This is a genomic window from Streptomyces hilarionis, from assembly GCF_024539675.1.
Taxonomy (GTDB): domain Bacteria; phylum Actinomycetota; class Actinomycetes; order Streptomycetales; family Streptomycetaceae; genus Streptomyces; species Streptomyces hilarionis.
Map to the genome: position 1 here is coordinate 147,449 of NZ_JAHHIT010000037.1, position 14,008 is coordinate 161,456.

10 protein-coding genes are annotated in these 14,008 nt (G+C 72.9%); 5 read left to right on the forward strand and 5 right to left on the reverse strand.

The genetic code is table 11. The features are described from left to right. Positions 1–84 precede the first annotated feature (84 nt). The 4 genes from gnd to KMS84_RS06840 all read right to left on the reverse strand — a co-directional run bounded on the left by gnd (position 85) and on the right by KMS84_RS06840 (position 5,923). Positions 85–1,524: an NADP-dependent phosphogluconate dehydrogenase gene (gene gnd / locus KMS84_RS06825; RefSeq protein WP_256915154.1), complete on the reverse strand. Its 1,440-nt coding sequence runs from the start codon at positions 1,522–1,524 to the stop codon at positions 85–87. A 442-nt stretch (positions 1,525–1,966) separates the two neighbouring features. Further along, on the reverse strand, positions 1,967–2,473 hold the full coding sequence (locus KMS84_RS06830; protein WP_256915155.1) for a MarR family winged helix-turn-helix transcriptional regulator: 507 nt from the start codon (positions 2,471–2,473) through the stop codon (positions 1,967–1,969). A 210-nt stretch (positions 2,474–2,683) separates the two neighbouring features. After that, positions 2,684–4,318 (reverse strand): cellulase family glycosylhydrolase, encoded by a 1,635-nt coding sequence (locus KMS84_RS06835; RefSeq protein ID WP_256915156.1) that lies wholly within the window; start codon positions 4,316–4,318, stop codon positions 2,684–2,686. A 264-nt stretch (positions 4,319–4,582) separates the two neighbouring features. Further along, entirely contained in the window at positions 4,583–5,923 is a 1,341-nt protein-coding gene (locus KMS84_RS06840; protein WP_256915157.1) for an enolase C-terminal domain-like protein, read from the reverse strand. A 305-nt stretch (positions 5,924–6,228) separates the two neighbouring features. On the opposite strand from KMS84_RS06840, the gene KMS84_RS06845 reads away from it, so the two are divergent. The 5 genes from KMS84_RS06845 to KMS84_RS06865 all read left to right on the forward strand — a co-directional run bounded on the left by KMS84_RS06845 (position 6,229) and on the right by KMS84_RS06865 (position 13,556). Beyond that, a complete protein-coding gene (locus tag KMS84_RS06845; RefSeq protein WP_256915158.1) occupies positions 6,229–7,281 on the forward strand; it encodes a sugar ABC transporter substrate-binding protein in 1,053 nt (350 codons plus the stop codon). Positions 7,282–7,331: 50 nt separating this feature from the next. Next, the gene (locus KMS84_RS06850; RefSeq protein WP_256915159.1) at positions 7,332–8,957 is read left to right on the forward strand and encodes a sugar ABC transporter ATP-binding protein; all 1,626 of its coding nucleotides are present in this window, start codon (positions 7,332–7,334) and stop codon (positions 8,955–8,957) included. A 2-nt stretch (positions 8,958–8,959) separates the two neighbouring features. Next, positions 8,960–10,000 (forward strand): ABC transporter permease, encoded by a 1,041-nt coding sequence (locus tag KMS84_RS06855; protein ID WP_256915160.1) that lies wholly within the window; start codon positions 8,960–8,962, stop codon positions 9,998–10,000. Positions 10,001–10,307: 307 nt separating this feature from the next. After that, positions 10,308–10,955, forward strand: coding sequence for a YceI family protein (locus KMS84_RS06860; RefSeq protein ID WP_256915161.1), 648 nt, complete (start codon positions 10,308–10,310; stop codon positions 10,953–10,955). A 192-nt stretch (positions 10,956–11,147) separates the two neighbouring features. After that, positions 11,148–13,556, forward strand: coding sequence for an Orn/Lys/Arg family decarboxylase (locus KMS84_RS06865; RefSeq protein ID WP_256915162.1), 2,409 nt, complete (start codon positions 11,148–11,150; stop codon positions 13,554–13,556). A gap of 135 nt (positions 13,557–13,691) precedes the next feature. Here the strand turns inward: KMS84_RS06865 and KMS84_RS06870 are convergent. Continuing rightward, positions 13,692–14,008: non-reducing end alpha-L-arabinofuranosidase family hydrolase (locus KMS84_RS06870; RefSeq protein ID WP_256915163.1), on the reverse strand; the 317-nt coding region annotated here is incomplete at its 5' end.

A 14,008-nucleotide genomic window follows, 5' to 3' on the forward strand; every position in this document is an offset into this window, starting at 1 on the left:
CGGGCGGGAGGGGAGCACTCCACGAGTGCTCCCCTCCCGCCCGTTCGCGACTCCCGCGCCGGGCCCCCCGGTCGGCGGCTGCCGTCAGGCGGACGTCTCCGGGCGGCCGGACTCCGCCCAGTGGGTGTGGAAGGCGCCGGGCCGGTCGGTGCGGCCGTAGGTGTGGGCGCCGAAGTAGTCGCGCTGGCCCTGCAACAGGGCGGCGGGCAGCCGCTCCGCGCGCAGGGTGTCGTAGTGGGCGAGCGCGGCGGAGAAGGCCGGCACCGGGATGCCGCGGCGGGCGGCCGAGGCCACCGTCTCCCGCCAGGGCACCTGCGCGTCGGTGATCTCCATGGCGAACTCCATCTCGCCGAGCAGGCTGACCAGCTTCGGGTCGGCCGCGTACGCGGCGCGGATGCGGTCGAGGAACGAGGCGCGGATGATGCAGCCGCCGCGCCAGATCCGGGCGACCGCGCCCAGGTCGATCTTCCAGCCGAACTCCGCCGCCGCGTCCTGGATCATCTTCCAGCCCTGGTCGTAGGCGATGACCTTCGAGGCGTACAGGGCGTGCTCGACCTGCGAGGTGAAGCGCGAGGCCTCGGTGCGGCTGAGCGCAGGCGTGGTGCCGCCGGGGAGCCCGGCGTAGGCGGCGCGCAGTTCGCGCTGGCCGGAGGCGGCGCGCGCGAAGGTGGCCTGGGCGATGGCGGTGACCGGGGAGCCGAGGTCCAGGGCGGTCTGCACGGTCCAGCGGCCGGTGCCCTTCTGACCGGCGGCGTCGACGACGACGTCCACGAAGGGCCGTCCCGTGCCGGCGTCGGTGTGCGCGAGCACCTCGGCGGTGATCTCGATGAGGTAGGAGCCGAGCCGGCCCTCGTTCCAGGTGCGGAAGATGCCGGCGATCTCGGCCGGGGTGTAGCCGGCGACCTGGCGCAGCAGGTCGTAGGCCTCCGCGATGAGCTGCATGTCGGCGTACTCGATGCCGTTGTGCACCATCTTGACGAAGTGCCCGGCGCCGTCGGTGCCGATGTGGGTGGCGCAGGGCTCGCCGTCGACCTTCGCGCTGATGGACTCGAACATCGGGCCGAGGACGTCGTACGACTCGGGAGAGCCGCCGACCATGACGGCGGGGCCGTTCAGCGCGCCCTCCTCGCCGCCGGAGACGCCGGCGCCGACGAAGTGCAGTCCGCGCTCGCGCAGCGCCTCCTCGCGGCGGCGGGTGTCGGCGTAGTGGGCGTTGCCGCCGTCGATGATCATGTCGCCGGGCTCCAGGAGCGGGGCGAACTCCTCGATGACCGCGTCGGTGACCTCGCCCGCCTGCACCATGATCATCAGCCGTCGGGGGCGCTCCAGCGCCGCCACGAAGTCGGCGGCCGACTCGGCGGGGACGAAGGCGCCCTCGTGGCCGAACTCCTCGACCAGAGCGCGGGTGCGACCGGCGCTGCGGTTGTGGACGGCGACGGTGTAGCCGTTGCGGGCGAAGTTGCGCGCGAGGTTGCGGCCCATCACGCCGAGGCCGGTGACGCCGATGGCGGCGGTTGCGTTCACGAGGTACGTCCCTTGGATCGGTGGCGCGGTCGGAGGGGCGGGCGGCCCCCGGTACCCCCAGGTACGCACCGGCGGCCGGTTCTTCTCGATCCGCCGCCGATTCCTTGCCCGGGCCGGGCGCGGACCGGCCTCGGCCGCCCGGATCTCCGCACCGGCCTCCGCCTTGGCCGGCCTTCGCCGAACCCCCGGACTCCGGGCCGGAACCGGCTCCGCGCACCTGCTCCGCCTCACGGCTCGCCCCCCGGTCCCCGCACCGCCCCGCGAAGGGGCGCGGCGAGGGGCGGAACCCACCATCGCGGGCGGCCCGCGCCTCGGCCCCGCCACCGGGGAAGGTGCAGGGCGCGGTGCCCGTCCTGGTGCCGGCGGCGGCCTGGACGGCGGTCCGCCGGCAGCTCGCCGGCCGGGCCGGGACGGACCAGTGCGTGGCCGGGCCGGCCGTCCGCTACCGGCGGCGCCAGGGCAGCGCGGCGGGGTCGGCCTCGGCGCTCTCGGCCCGGTGCAGGGCCTGGCTGATCGCCTCGCCGATGTCGGCGAACTGACGCACCTGCTCGGGGGTGAGGACGTCGAACACCGCCCGGCGCACGGCCTCGACGTGGCCGGGGGCCACCTCCTCCAGCAGCGCCCTGCCCCGGTCGGTGAGGAAGGCGAGTTGGCCGCGGCCGTCGGCGGGATCCTCCCGGCGGCCGACGAGATCCGCCTCGCACAGCCGGTTCACCGCGTGCGTGAGCCGGCTGCGGGTGATCTTCAGACGTTCGGCCAGGTCCGACATCCCGAGGGCGCCGTCGGGCGCCATCGAGAGGTAGGCCAGCAGGCTGTAGTCGGCGTGCGTCATTCCGGCGTCCCGGCGCAGCTGGCGGTTGAGGTGGTCCGCGAGCAGCGTGGAGAACTCGACGTAGGCCAGCCAGGCCCGTCGTTCGTCGGCGTTGAGCCAGCGGGGCGTCGTGGACATGGCCACAGGTTACGGGGTGCCCGGCGGCCGGACCGGCGTCCGCGCACGCGGTGACGGCGGCCCGGCCCCGACCGGCCCACGTCGGCGCCGTCCTCGGGAGCGGCGGCAGGCGGACGGGGCGCGCGGCCTGCGGCGGCAGCCGGTGGAGGCGGCGAGCGCCTCACACCGGCCCGTGGGCACGGCGCCCCGGCGTGGCGGCCGGACGGCCCGTCAGAGTGTGGCGCACGCACCGCCGTTCAGGGTGAACGCGGCCGGTGCGGTGTTGGTCGCGCCCTTGGTCCCGATGAAGCCGACGGCGACCGAACCGCCGGCGGGGACGGTGGAGGTGTAGGCCGCGGGGGTCACGTTCACCGAGCCGCCGCTCTGGGCGGCGGTCCCGCCCCACATGCTGGCCACGGTCTGGCCGTCCGTGAAGGCGAAGCCGAGCCGCCAGCCGCTGATCGGGGTGGAGCCGGTGTTGCGCAGGGTGATCTCCCCCTGGAAGCCGCCCGGCCACTCGCCGACCACCCGGTAGCCGACCGAACAGGCCACGGCGGGCGCGCCCGCCGTGGTGACGTCGACGGTGGCCGAGCGCGCGGAACGGTTGCCGGCGGCGTCCCGGGCGCGGACGGCGAAGGTGTACGCCGTCTTCGCCGTCAGTCCGGTCACGGTGGCGCCGGTGGTGGTCGGGGCGGCGACGACGGTCTCGGTGCCGCCGTCGATCCGCACGACGTCGTATCCGGCGACGCCGACGTCGTCGGTGGCCGCGGCCCAGGACAGGGTGGCCGAGGTCGCCGTCACCGCCGAGGCGGTCGGGGCTCCCGGAGCGGTGGGGGCCTGGGTGTCGCCGGGGGCGCCGCCGCCGAAGACGGTGGCCTCCTTCGCCGTCTGGGCGATGCCGTTGACGCCGTTGAAGACGCGCTTGCCCCAGGAACTGAGCCGGGCGGGGTCGAAGTCGAGCGCCAGATCGAGGACCGGGTCGGTGTTGCCGCTCCACGACCAGGCCAGGTATCCGAGCCTGAGCTGCTGGGCGGCGGCCATCATGGTGTCCTCGTCGGGGTCCCCGTACTGGTCGGCGGGGCCGCCGAACTCCCCGATCAGCAGGGGCAGTCCCGCGGTGACGAAGGTGTTCAGGTAGTCGGTGACCTCCGCCGCCGTGTCGAAGACGCTGTACATGTGGATCGAGAAGATCAGGTTCCCGGTGGCGTCGGCGTCGTACACGGACCGGGCGTTGGCCTTCATCACGCCCTGCCAGTCCTGGCCCCAGTTGGGGGCGTCCACCATGATCGTGTGCTGGAGTCCGGCGGCGCGCAGCTTCTTTATCGCGGCGATCGTGGGCGCGGTCCAGCCCGCCGGGTCGGTGTTGCCCCACGGCTCGTTGCCGATGTTGACGACGATGTAGTCCTCCTGGCCGGCCAGGACGTTCTTCAGGCCGATCCAGTAGTCGGCGGCCTGGTCGAGCGTGCCGGCCGCGCTGTCCTCGCCGTAACCGGTGGTGTCGTGCACCTCCAGGACGCAGATGAGCCGGTCGGCCTTGCACTGGGCGATGACGTTCGCGACGTCGGAGGGGCTGTTGGCGCTCCAGCGGTGGCCGTCGGCGAGGACGACGCGCACGGCGTTGGCGCCCATGGCCTTGATGTCGGCGAGCGACTGCTGCGTCCGGCCCGGGTACCAGGTGTGCGCGTGGTTGACGCCGCGCATCACGAAGTCGTTCCCGTTGCGCTCCACGAGGCGGCCGTTGCTGATGTGGAGTCCGGCCGCGAGCGCCCCGGACGAGCGGGGCTGGTCCTGGGCGTGTGCGACGGCCGGGCACAGCGCGCCGACGAGGATCAGGCCGAGGAGGGCCGCGAGCCTCGTCAGCAGCATGCCCGGGGAGCGGCCCGCGCGACCCGTCCGTGAGCGGCTCGACGCGGCGCGGCCGGTCGTGCGGGGGGAGGTGCGTCGTGTCGTTCTTCTTGTCGTTCTCACTGCGACTCCAGGAGTGAGGCCCGGGAACTCAGGCGACAGTGGGGGGAGTACCTGCGTGTGGGAGCGCTCCCATGAAGCCATTGCGTCGAGTACACGTCAAGACGTCGCGCAAGCTCCGGGCGGGCGGGGCGGACACCGAGGGCCCCGGGCGAGGGTCGGGCGTCAGTTGTCCCGCGACGGTCCGCGCGTGAGGTCGGCGCTCCAGAACGCGCCGTCCGGGTACCGGTATCCGTCGATCGAGGCCGGGTGCATGGCCGCGGAGAAGCCCGGGGCGAGCGGCGCCCGGTAGCGGCCGTCGCGGATCTCCACCGGGGCCGTGAAGTGCTCGTGGAGGTGGTCCACGTACTCGATGACCCGGTCCTGCGTGGTCCCGGACACGGCCAGGTAGTCGAACATGGCGAGGTGCTGGACGAGTTCGCACAGCCCCACTCCCCCGGCGTGCGGACACACCGGCACCCCGAACCGGGCGGCGAGCAGCAGGATCGCGAGGTTCTCGTTGACGCCGCCGACCCGGGCCGCGTCGATCTGCAGGACGTCGATGGCGCCGGCCTGGAGCAACTGCTTGAAGACGACACGGTTGTGCACGTGTTCGCCGGTGGCGACCTTCACCGGGGCGACGGCCTCGCGGATGGCGGCGTGGCCGAGGATGTCGTCGGGACTGGTGGGTTCCTCGATCCAGTAGGGGTCGAGCCCGGCCAGGGCGCGGGTCCAGTCGATCGCCTCGCCCACGTTCCAGCGCTGGTTGGCGTCGACGGCTATGCGCACGCCGTCGCCGACCGCGGCGCGCGCCGTGCGCAGCCGCCGCAGATCGTCGGCCCGGTCCGCGCCGACCTTCAGCTTGATCTGGGTGAAGCCGTCGGACACGGCCTGCTTGGCGAGCCGGGTGAGCTTCTCGTCGGAGTAGCCGAGCCAGCCCGGGGAGGTGGTGTAAGCGGGGTATCCGCGCTCCAGCAGCACGCGCTCGCGCTCGGCCAGCCCGGTGCGCGCACCCTGGAGCAGGGCGAGGGCGTCCGCGGGGGTGAGCACGTCGGCGATGTAGCGGAAGTCGACCTGGGAGACCAGCCATGCGGGCTCGGCGTGGGCCAGCAGGCGCCACAGGGGCTGCCCGGCGCGCTTGGCGGCGAGGTCCCAGACGGCGTTCATGACCGCGCCGATCGCCATGTGCATCACGCCCTTCTCGGGCCCGAGCCAGCGCAGTTGGCTGTCGCCGATCAGATCGCGGTCGAGGGAGCCCGGATCGGCGCACAGCTCGTCCACGGACCGCCCCAGCACATGCGGACGCAGGGCCGCGATGGCGGCGACCTGGACGTCGTTGCCGCGCCCGATGGTGAAAGTGAAGCCATGGCCCTCCAGCCCGTCGCCGGCGTCGGTCCGCAGCACCACGTAGGCGGCGGAGTAGTCGGGATCCGGGTTCATCGCGTCGGAGCCGTCCAGCTCCCGCGAGGTCGGGAAGCGGATGTCGTGGGTGTCCACCGCCACGATCCGGGCCGGGGTTGCGGTCAAGGGGGCGCCTTTCAGGCTCGACGGCACTGATACATCGGAGGACTTGCAGAACCGCGACTTTAGGGGCAGCGGACAGCGCTGACAACACCCCGTCAGATCCGCCAATTGACGGAGAACGACCCCTTGTCAGCGCGAGCGGCCCCGTCGTAACGTCCTCGGCGTTCGAGATACATCGGATGACTGTGCATCTCCTCTCCCTCGACCTCGACCGCGCTCGTGCTCTCCCCCCGGACCGACGCGCAACCGCCCCCCTCCGACCCTCACCTCGCGCGACTCCCAGCCCTGGCAAGGAGAGAACCCCGGCCATGAATCTCGCCCGCACCCGTTCCACCGCCGCAGCAGCCGGCGCCCTCGTCGTCGCCCTCGCCCTCCTGACCGCGTGCAACCGCGACAGCGCCGGGTCGGACAGCGCGGGCGGCGACGGACCGGCCGTCGGGATCGACCTGCCGCGTTCCGACTCCGACTTCTGGAACTCCTACGCGCAGTACCTGAAGAAGGACATCAGGACCGACGGCGTCAACGCCCTGCCGTTGAGCAACTCGCAGAACGACGTCACCAAACTCGTGGCCAACGTGCAGGTGTTCCAGAACACGGGCGCCAAGGCCGTCGTCATGGCGCCCCAGGACACCGGCGCGGTCGCCTCCACCCTGGACGCGCTCGCCGCGAAGAAGATCCCGGTGGTCAGCGTGGACACCCGCCCCGACAAGGGCGACGTCTACATGGTGGTCCGGGCCGACAACCGGGCGTACGGCACCAAGGCCTGCGAGTACCTCGGCAAGCAGCTCGGCGGCAAGGGCAAGGTGGCCGAGCTCCAGGGCGCCCTGGACTCCATCAACGGGCGGGACCGCTCGGAGGCCTTCGCCGCCTGCATGAAGGCGAAGTTCCCCGGCATCACGGTGTTCGAACTGCCCACCGACTGGAAGGGCGACGTGGCCTCCGCCAAGCTCCAGAGCCTGCTCGCCCAGCACCCCGATCTGGGCGGCGTCTACATGCAGGCCGGCGGGGTCTTCCTCCAGCCGACCCTGGCGCTGCTCGAGCAGAAGAAGCTGCTCCGGCCGGCGGGGCAGAAGGGGCACATCGTGATCGTCTCCAACGACGGCATCCCCCAGGAGCTCGACGCCATCCGCAAGGGCCGGATCGACGCGACCGTCTCCCAGCCCGCCGACCTCTACGCCAAGTACGCGCTCCACTACGCCGAGGCCGCGGCCGCCGGCAAGACGTTCACGGCGGGCCCCACCGACCACGGCTCCACGATCATCAAGATCCCCAACGGCCTGGAGGACCAGCTGCCCGCGCCGCTCGTGACCAAGGACAACGTCGAGGACCAGGCCCTGTGGGGCAACAACGTGAGCCGGTGACCCGCCGGAACGGCGCCGGCGACCGCACCCACGGAAGGACGGAGACCCTCATGGCGCACACCCCGACCGCGCCGGCCCACCCCGCCGGCCCGCCCCCGGTCGCCGAGGCCGTCGGGGTCGGCAAGCGGTTCGGCGCGACGGTCGCGCTGCGCGACGCCCGGATCGCCGTCGCGCCCGGCGAGTCGCACGCGCTGGTGGGCCGCAACGGAGCGGGCAAGTCGACGCTCGTGTCGCTGCTCACCGGACTGCGCCGCCCCGACACCGGCGTTCTGCGCTTCTCCGGCGAACCCGCCCCACCTGTCGGTGACATCGAGGCCTGGCGCGCCCGGGTGGCCTGCGTCTACCAGCGTTCCACGATCATCGCGGACCTGACCGTCGCGGAGAACCTGTTCCTGAACCGGCAGAGCGCGGGTCCGCTGCGGCCCATCCGCTGGGGGCGGTTGCGGCGGCGCGCCGAGGAACTCCTCGGCGAGTACGGCGTGGACGTCGACGCCACCGCGCGCGCCAGGGATCTGAGCGTGGAACAACGGCAGTTCGTGGAGATCGCGCGCGCCCTGTCGTTCGGGGCCCGCTTCATCGTCCTCGACGAACCGACCGCCAAGCTCGACGCCCGGGGCATCGGCCGTCTCTTCGACAAGCTGCGCGACCTGCGGCGCCAGGGCGTCGCCTTCCTCTACATCTCGCACCACCTGCGGGAGGTGTACGACCTCTGCACCACGGTCACCGTCTACCGGGACGCCACCCACGTCCTGACCGCGCCCGTGGCCGAGGTCGGCCACAGGGCCCTGGTCGAGGCGATGACGGGCGACACACCGGCGACCGCAGCCGCCGGCGCCGACGCGGCTGCCGGCCCGGCCGCCCGCCGCCCGGCGGAGCCGGACGAAGGCCCCGGACTGCTGACCGTCGACGGGCTCACACTCCCCGGCGTCTGCGACGGGCTCTCGCTGTCGGTGCGCTCGGGCGAGGTCGTCGGGCTGGCCGGAGCGGCGGCCAGCGGCAACGTGCGGGTCGCGGAGGCGGTCGCCGGGCTGCACCGCGCGCAGGCGGGCCGGATCCTGGTCGGCGGGCGGGCCGTGCGCACCGGCAGCGTGCCCTCGGCACTGGCCGCGGGCGTCGGCCTGGTCCCCGAGGACCGTCACCTCCAGGGCCTGGTCGGCAGCCGCAGCGTGGCGGAGAACGCGACCCTCACGGTCACCGACCAGCTGGGCCCCTTCGGCACCGTGCTGCCCGCCCGGACGGCGCTCTTCGCCCGGCGCATGATCCGCGACCTCGACATCAAGACCCCGGGGCCGGCCACGCCGGTGTCCGCGCTCTCCGGCGGCAACCAGCAGAAGGTCGTCGTCGCCCGCGCTCTGGCCACCGACCCGCGCGTGCTGGTCGCCGTCCGCCCGACCAACGGGGTCGACGTCAGGTCCAAGGAGTTCCTGCTGCGCCGCGTCCGCGAGGTCGCGGACGGCGGCAGGGCCGCGCTGATCGTCTCCGACGAGCTCGACGACCTCAGGGTGTGCGACCGGGTCGTCGTGATGTTCCACGGCCGCGTGGTCGCCGAGTTCGCTCCCGGCTGGCGCGACGACGAGGTGGTCGCCGCCATGGAGGGCATCGGCGCGGCCGACGGCGCGGGGCCCGACCCGGAGCACGACGCCGACGCGTGCCCCCCAGAACAGGACGAGAGGTAGTCATGTCCGCCACCACCGACGTCACCGACCCCGCGGCCGGCGTGGCGCCCACGACCGCGAAGGGCTCCCGGCGCGGGATCGATCCCGGCCTGTTCCGTGAACTGTCCCTGATCCCGGCCATCGTGGTCCTCGGGCTGATCGGGTTCATCGTCTCGCCGGCCTTCCTGACCTCCGACAACCTCATCGGCGTGGCACAGCAGTCCACCGAGCTGAGCCTGCTGGTGCTCGCCACCGCGCTCATCCTGATCAGCGGCCGGATGGACCTGTCCCTGGAGTCCACCATCGGGGTGGCCCCGGTCATCGCCGTCTGGCTCGTGCTGCCCACCAGCGGCGCCCGGTTCACCGGACTGGGACTGCTGCCCGCATGGACGGCGATCCCGCTCTGTCTGCTGGTGGGGGCGGTGATCGGCGCGGTCAACGGGTTCCTCGTCCTGAAGCTGCGGCTCAACGGCTTCATCGTCACCCTCGGCATGCTCACCATGCTGCGGGGGTTGCAGGTCGCCCTGTCCGAGGGCCAGTCCCTCGTCGAACTGCCCCCGTCCTTCACCTATCTGGGCAAGGCCTCCTGGTGGGGCGCGCCCGCGGCGATCTGGATCTGCGGGGTGCTGTTCGCCCTCGGCAGCGCGGCGCTGGCCTGGCTGCGGCACGGGCGGGCGCTCTACGCGATCGGCGGCAACGCGGAGGCGGCCCGCACGGCCGGCATCCGCGTGGACCGGATCGTGTTCATCGTCCTGGTCGTCGGCAGTGTGCTGGCCGCCTTCGCCGGCATCCTCTACAGCGGTCACTACGGGTCCATCTCCGCGACCCAGGGCAGCGGCTGGATCTTCCAGGTGTTCGCGGCCACCGTCATCGGCGGGGTGAGCCTCAACGGGGGCAAGGGGTCCGTCTTCGGCGCGCTCACCGGTGTGCTGACCCTCCAGCTCGTCGTCAACGTCATGACGCTGGCCGGCGTGCCACCGCTGTGGAACCAGTTCCTCAACGGCGCGATCATCATCGTCGCCCTGGTCATCTCCCGCTTCGCTTCCGGCGAGAAGCAGGAGTAGGAGAGGTGCGGGCGGGCGCACGGGAGGGCCGGCCCGTTGCGTCGGCCGACGAGACGAGGGAAGAGCGGACCGCTCTCGTGACAGTGATTCATTTCCCCTGCGCCGTGCGGGAGTAGCTTCCCGGCCGTCATTTCGCGAGGTTCTCCGCGCCCCGCTTCGCCTTGACCTTTTGGTGACGGGCGTGTGTGGATGTTGTACCCACGCATCGCGCGGTGCCTGCCTATAGGCCTTTCGGTACGGATTCGGTCCGCCGCCGTCGGCCGGCGCGGCTTGCGGCGGTTTCTGCGGTGCAGTAACCAGGTGAACCATGAATCTGTTCACCCGCGGCACGTCCGTCCGACGTTCGGCGCCCGCTGCCGCCCCGCACCTCACCGCCGACCCGGCCGGACGGCGACCGGATCCGGCCCTGGCGGCGCTGTCCGGGGAGTGGATGATCGACCCGGCGCACAGCCGCATCGGCTTCTCCGTACGGCACGCCCTGGTCACGACGGTGCGCGGGGCGTTCACCGAGTACCGCAGCCGCCTCTGGTTCGACGGGCGCGACCCGTCCCGGTCGCGGGCCGAGATCCTTCTGGCGACGGCGAGCGTCGACACCGGTGTGGAGCAGCGCGACGCCCACCTGACGGGCCGTGACTTCCTGGACGCGGCGAACTATCCGCAGATGCGTTTCACGAGTACCGCCGTGGAACTCGCCGGCCCGGACGTCTACCGCATGACCGGCGATCTCACCATCAAGAACGCCACTCGTCCGGTGGTTCTCGAACTCACCTACATAGGGCATGTCACCGACCCGTTCGGCTATGAACGCGCCGGTTTCGACGGCACCACCACGATCGACCGTTCCGAATGGGGTCTCACCTACAACGCCCGGCTGGCCGAGGGCGGTGCGATGGTCAGCGAGAAGGTGCGTCTGCAATTCGACATCGCGGCGATCCGCACTCCCGCCGCCGACTGATCTCCGTCAGCTCTCCTCGGCTCCGGGTCGGCGCTCCGCCGGCCTTTCATCGGCTTTTCGCCGGCTTCCCGTCAGCCGCGATCGCCGTCGGTTCCGTCCCCGGGGTGGTTTGCGGCCGTGCGGCCGCGGATGCGGCCGCCTCCCCTCGGAGACTGGCCGGGGCGGCGCGCTGCCGCCGGGACGAGGGGGCGCATGTCGGACAACAGGCTTCTGATCGCGGTGCCGGAGCATCCCCGGGACGAGGGCGCGGTCGCCCAGCAGCTGGTCCGCATCCGGGACGCCGCCGAGGACAGGGGGTTCGACGTCCGGTGGGCGGTGGACGCCGCCGACGCGCAGGCGGTGCTGCGGACCGAGGCCGGTCTGACCGCCGCGCTGGTCGCCTGGGACCTGCCCGGCCGCGCGGCCGACGGCGAGGAGCCCGGCGGGGCCGGCGTGCTGCGCTCGCTGGGCCGGCGCTTTCGTGATCTGCCGGTCTTCCTGGTCCTGGCCGACGACGGCGTCAGGGACCTGCCGTTGTGGGTGTCGGAGTCGATCGTGGGGTACGTCTGGCCGCTGGAGGACACGCCGGGCTTCATCGCGGGCCGCATCACCACCGCCGCCCGCGGCTACCGGGAAGCCGTTCTGCCGCCCTTCTTCCGCGCCCTGCGACGCTTCGACGACGCGCACGAGTACTCGTGGCACACCCCGGCCCACTCCGGCGGCGTCGCTCTGCTGAAGTCGCCCGCGGGACGTGCCTTCCACGACTACTTCGGGGAACGGCTGCTGCGCAGCGACCTGTCGATCTCGGTGGGCGAACTCGGGTCGCTGTTCGAGCACAGCGGCCCGATCGGGGAGGCGGAGCGCAACGCCGCGCGGGTCTTCGGCGCGGACCTCACCTACTTCGTGCTGCACGGGGACTCCACGTGCAACCGCGTGGTCGGCCACTTCAGCGTCACCCGTGACGAGATCGCGCTGGTGGACCGCAACTGCCACAAGTCGGTGCTGCACGGGCTGGTCGTGTCGGGCGCGCGGCCGGTCTACCTCGTCCCGACGCGCAACGGCTACGGGCTGGCGGGGCCGCTGCCCCCGGCGGAGCTGGCGCCCGGCTCGGTCGCCGCCCGGATCGCGGCGAACCCGCTGACCGGGCAGGCCCTCTCACCGCACGCCCAGTACGCCGTGTTCACCAACTCCACCTACGACGGCCTGTGTTACGACGCAGCGGCCGCGGCGAGGGCGCTGGCCGCGAGCACGCCCCGGGTGCACTTCGACGAGGCGTGGTTCGCCCACGCCCGTTTCCATCCGCTGTACGCGGGCCGGTACGGCATGTCGGTGGACGCGGACGTCTTCCCCGGCCCGGACCGGCCGACGGTCTTCGCGACGCAGTCCACGCACAAGCTGCTGGCCGCGCTGTCGCAGAGCGCCATGGTGCACGTGCGGCCCGCTCCCCGGGCCCCCGTCGAACACGACCGGTTCAACGAGGCGTTGATGATGCACGGCACCACGTCCCCGCTGTACCCGATGATCGCCTCCCTGGACGTGGCCACCGCGATGATGGACGGGCCGCAGGGCCGCTGGCTCCTCGACGAGGCCGTGACCGAGGCGGTCCGCTTCCGTCAGGAGATGGTGCGGATCCGGCGCCGCGTCGAGGAGGCCGGCGACCGCCCGCCGTGGTTCTTCGGCGTGTGGCAGCCCGAGGCGGTGACCGATCCGGGCACCGGCGCGCGTCTGCCGTTCGAGGAGGCGCCGGCCGACCTGCTGCGCACCGAGCCGTCGTGCTGGCGGCTGGAACCCGGGGCCGACTGGCACGGCTTCCCCGGACTCACCGACGGCTACTGCATGCTCGACCCGATCAAGGTCACCGTGACCTGCCCGGGCATCGACGCGACCGGCCGGAGCGCGCCGTGGGGCATCCCGGCGCGGGTGCTCACCGCGTACCTGGCCACCCGCGGCATCGTGGTGGAGAAGACCGACAGCTACACCACTCTGGTGCTGTTCTCCATGGGCATCACCAAGGGCAAGTGGGGCACGCTCCTCGACGCGCTGATGGACTTCAAGGCGCTCCACGACGGGGACGCTCCCCTCGGACGCGTGCTGCCCGCGCTGGTCGCCGCGCACCCGCGCCGCTATGCCGGGCTGACCCTGCGCGAGCTGTGCCAGGACATGCACGACCAGGTGCGGGGCGCGCGCCTCGTGGACCTGCTGGACACCGCGTTCCGCGACCTGCCCGAGCCGGTCGCCCCACCGCGGCTGTGCTACGAGCGACTGGTGCGGGGCGGCACCCACCGGGTGCGGCTGGCCGACGCGTCCGGCCAGGTGGCCGCCGCCATGGTCACGGTGACCCCGCCCGGCATCCCCGTGCTCATGCCCGGAGAGGGCGTCGGCGGACCCGACGGCCCGCTGCTGCGCTACCTCGGCGCCCTGGAGTCCTTCGACCGCCGCTTCCCCGGATTCCACAGCGAGACGCACGGCGTCACGGTCGACCCGGACACGGGCGACTACCTGATCGAGTGCCTGCGTCCGACGGCGGACGGCACGGCGGAGCCGGACGCGGCGGAGGGCCGCACCGCGCCGCCGGTCCAGCGCGGTCGCCCCCAGGAGGGCCCCGCCCGCACCGCCCGCTGACACCGGCCCGAGGACCGGGAGTGCCCGGCCCGCGGGCGGTGCGTCCCGGCGGGCCGGTGCGGTCGCCGACGCCGTGCACGGATCGTCACGGCGTCGGCCGACCGCACCGGTCCGTCCCACCGGGGAGGAGGCGGGTCAGCGTTGCAGGGTCAGCACGCCCGGCCGGTAGGGCAGCTTCTCGTAGGGGGTGTCCACCGGCGTGTTGGGGGACTTGCCCTGGTAGAGGAACTGGAGGTTGCAGGGGTCGATGGTCATGGTCTGGTCGGGGTTGTTGCGCACGAGGTCGCCGTGGCTGATGTCGTTGGTCCAGGTGGCGCCGCTGTTGGCCTTGCCGGCGAAGGGGTTGCTCTCGGTGGCGGCCTGCGGGGTCCAGGCGCCGCTGAGGCTGGTGGCCGTGAAGGAGCGGAAGTAGCGCTGCTCGCTCGCTCCGCGCGCCTCGACGATCATGAGGT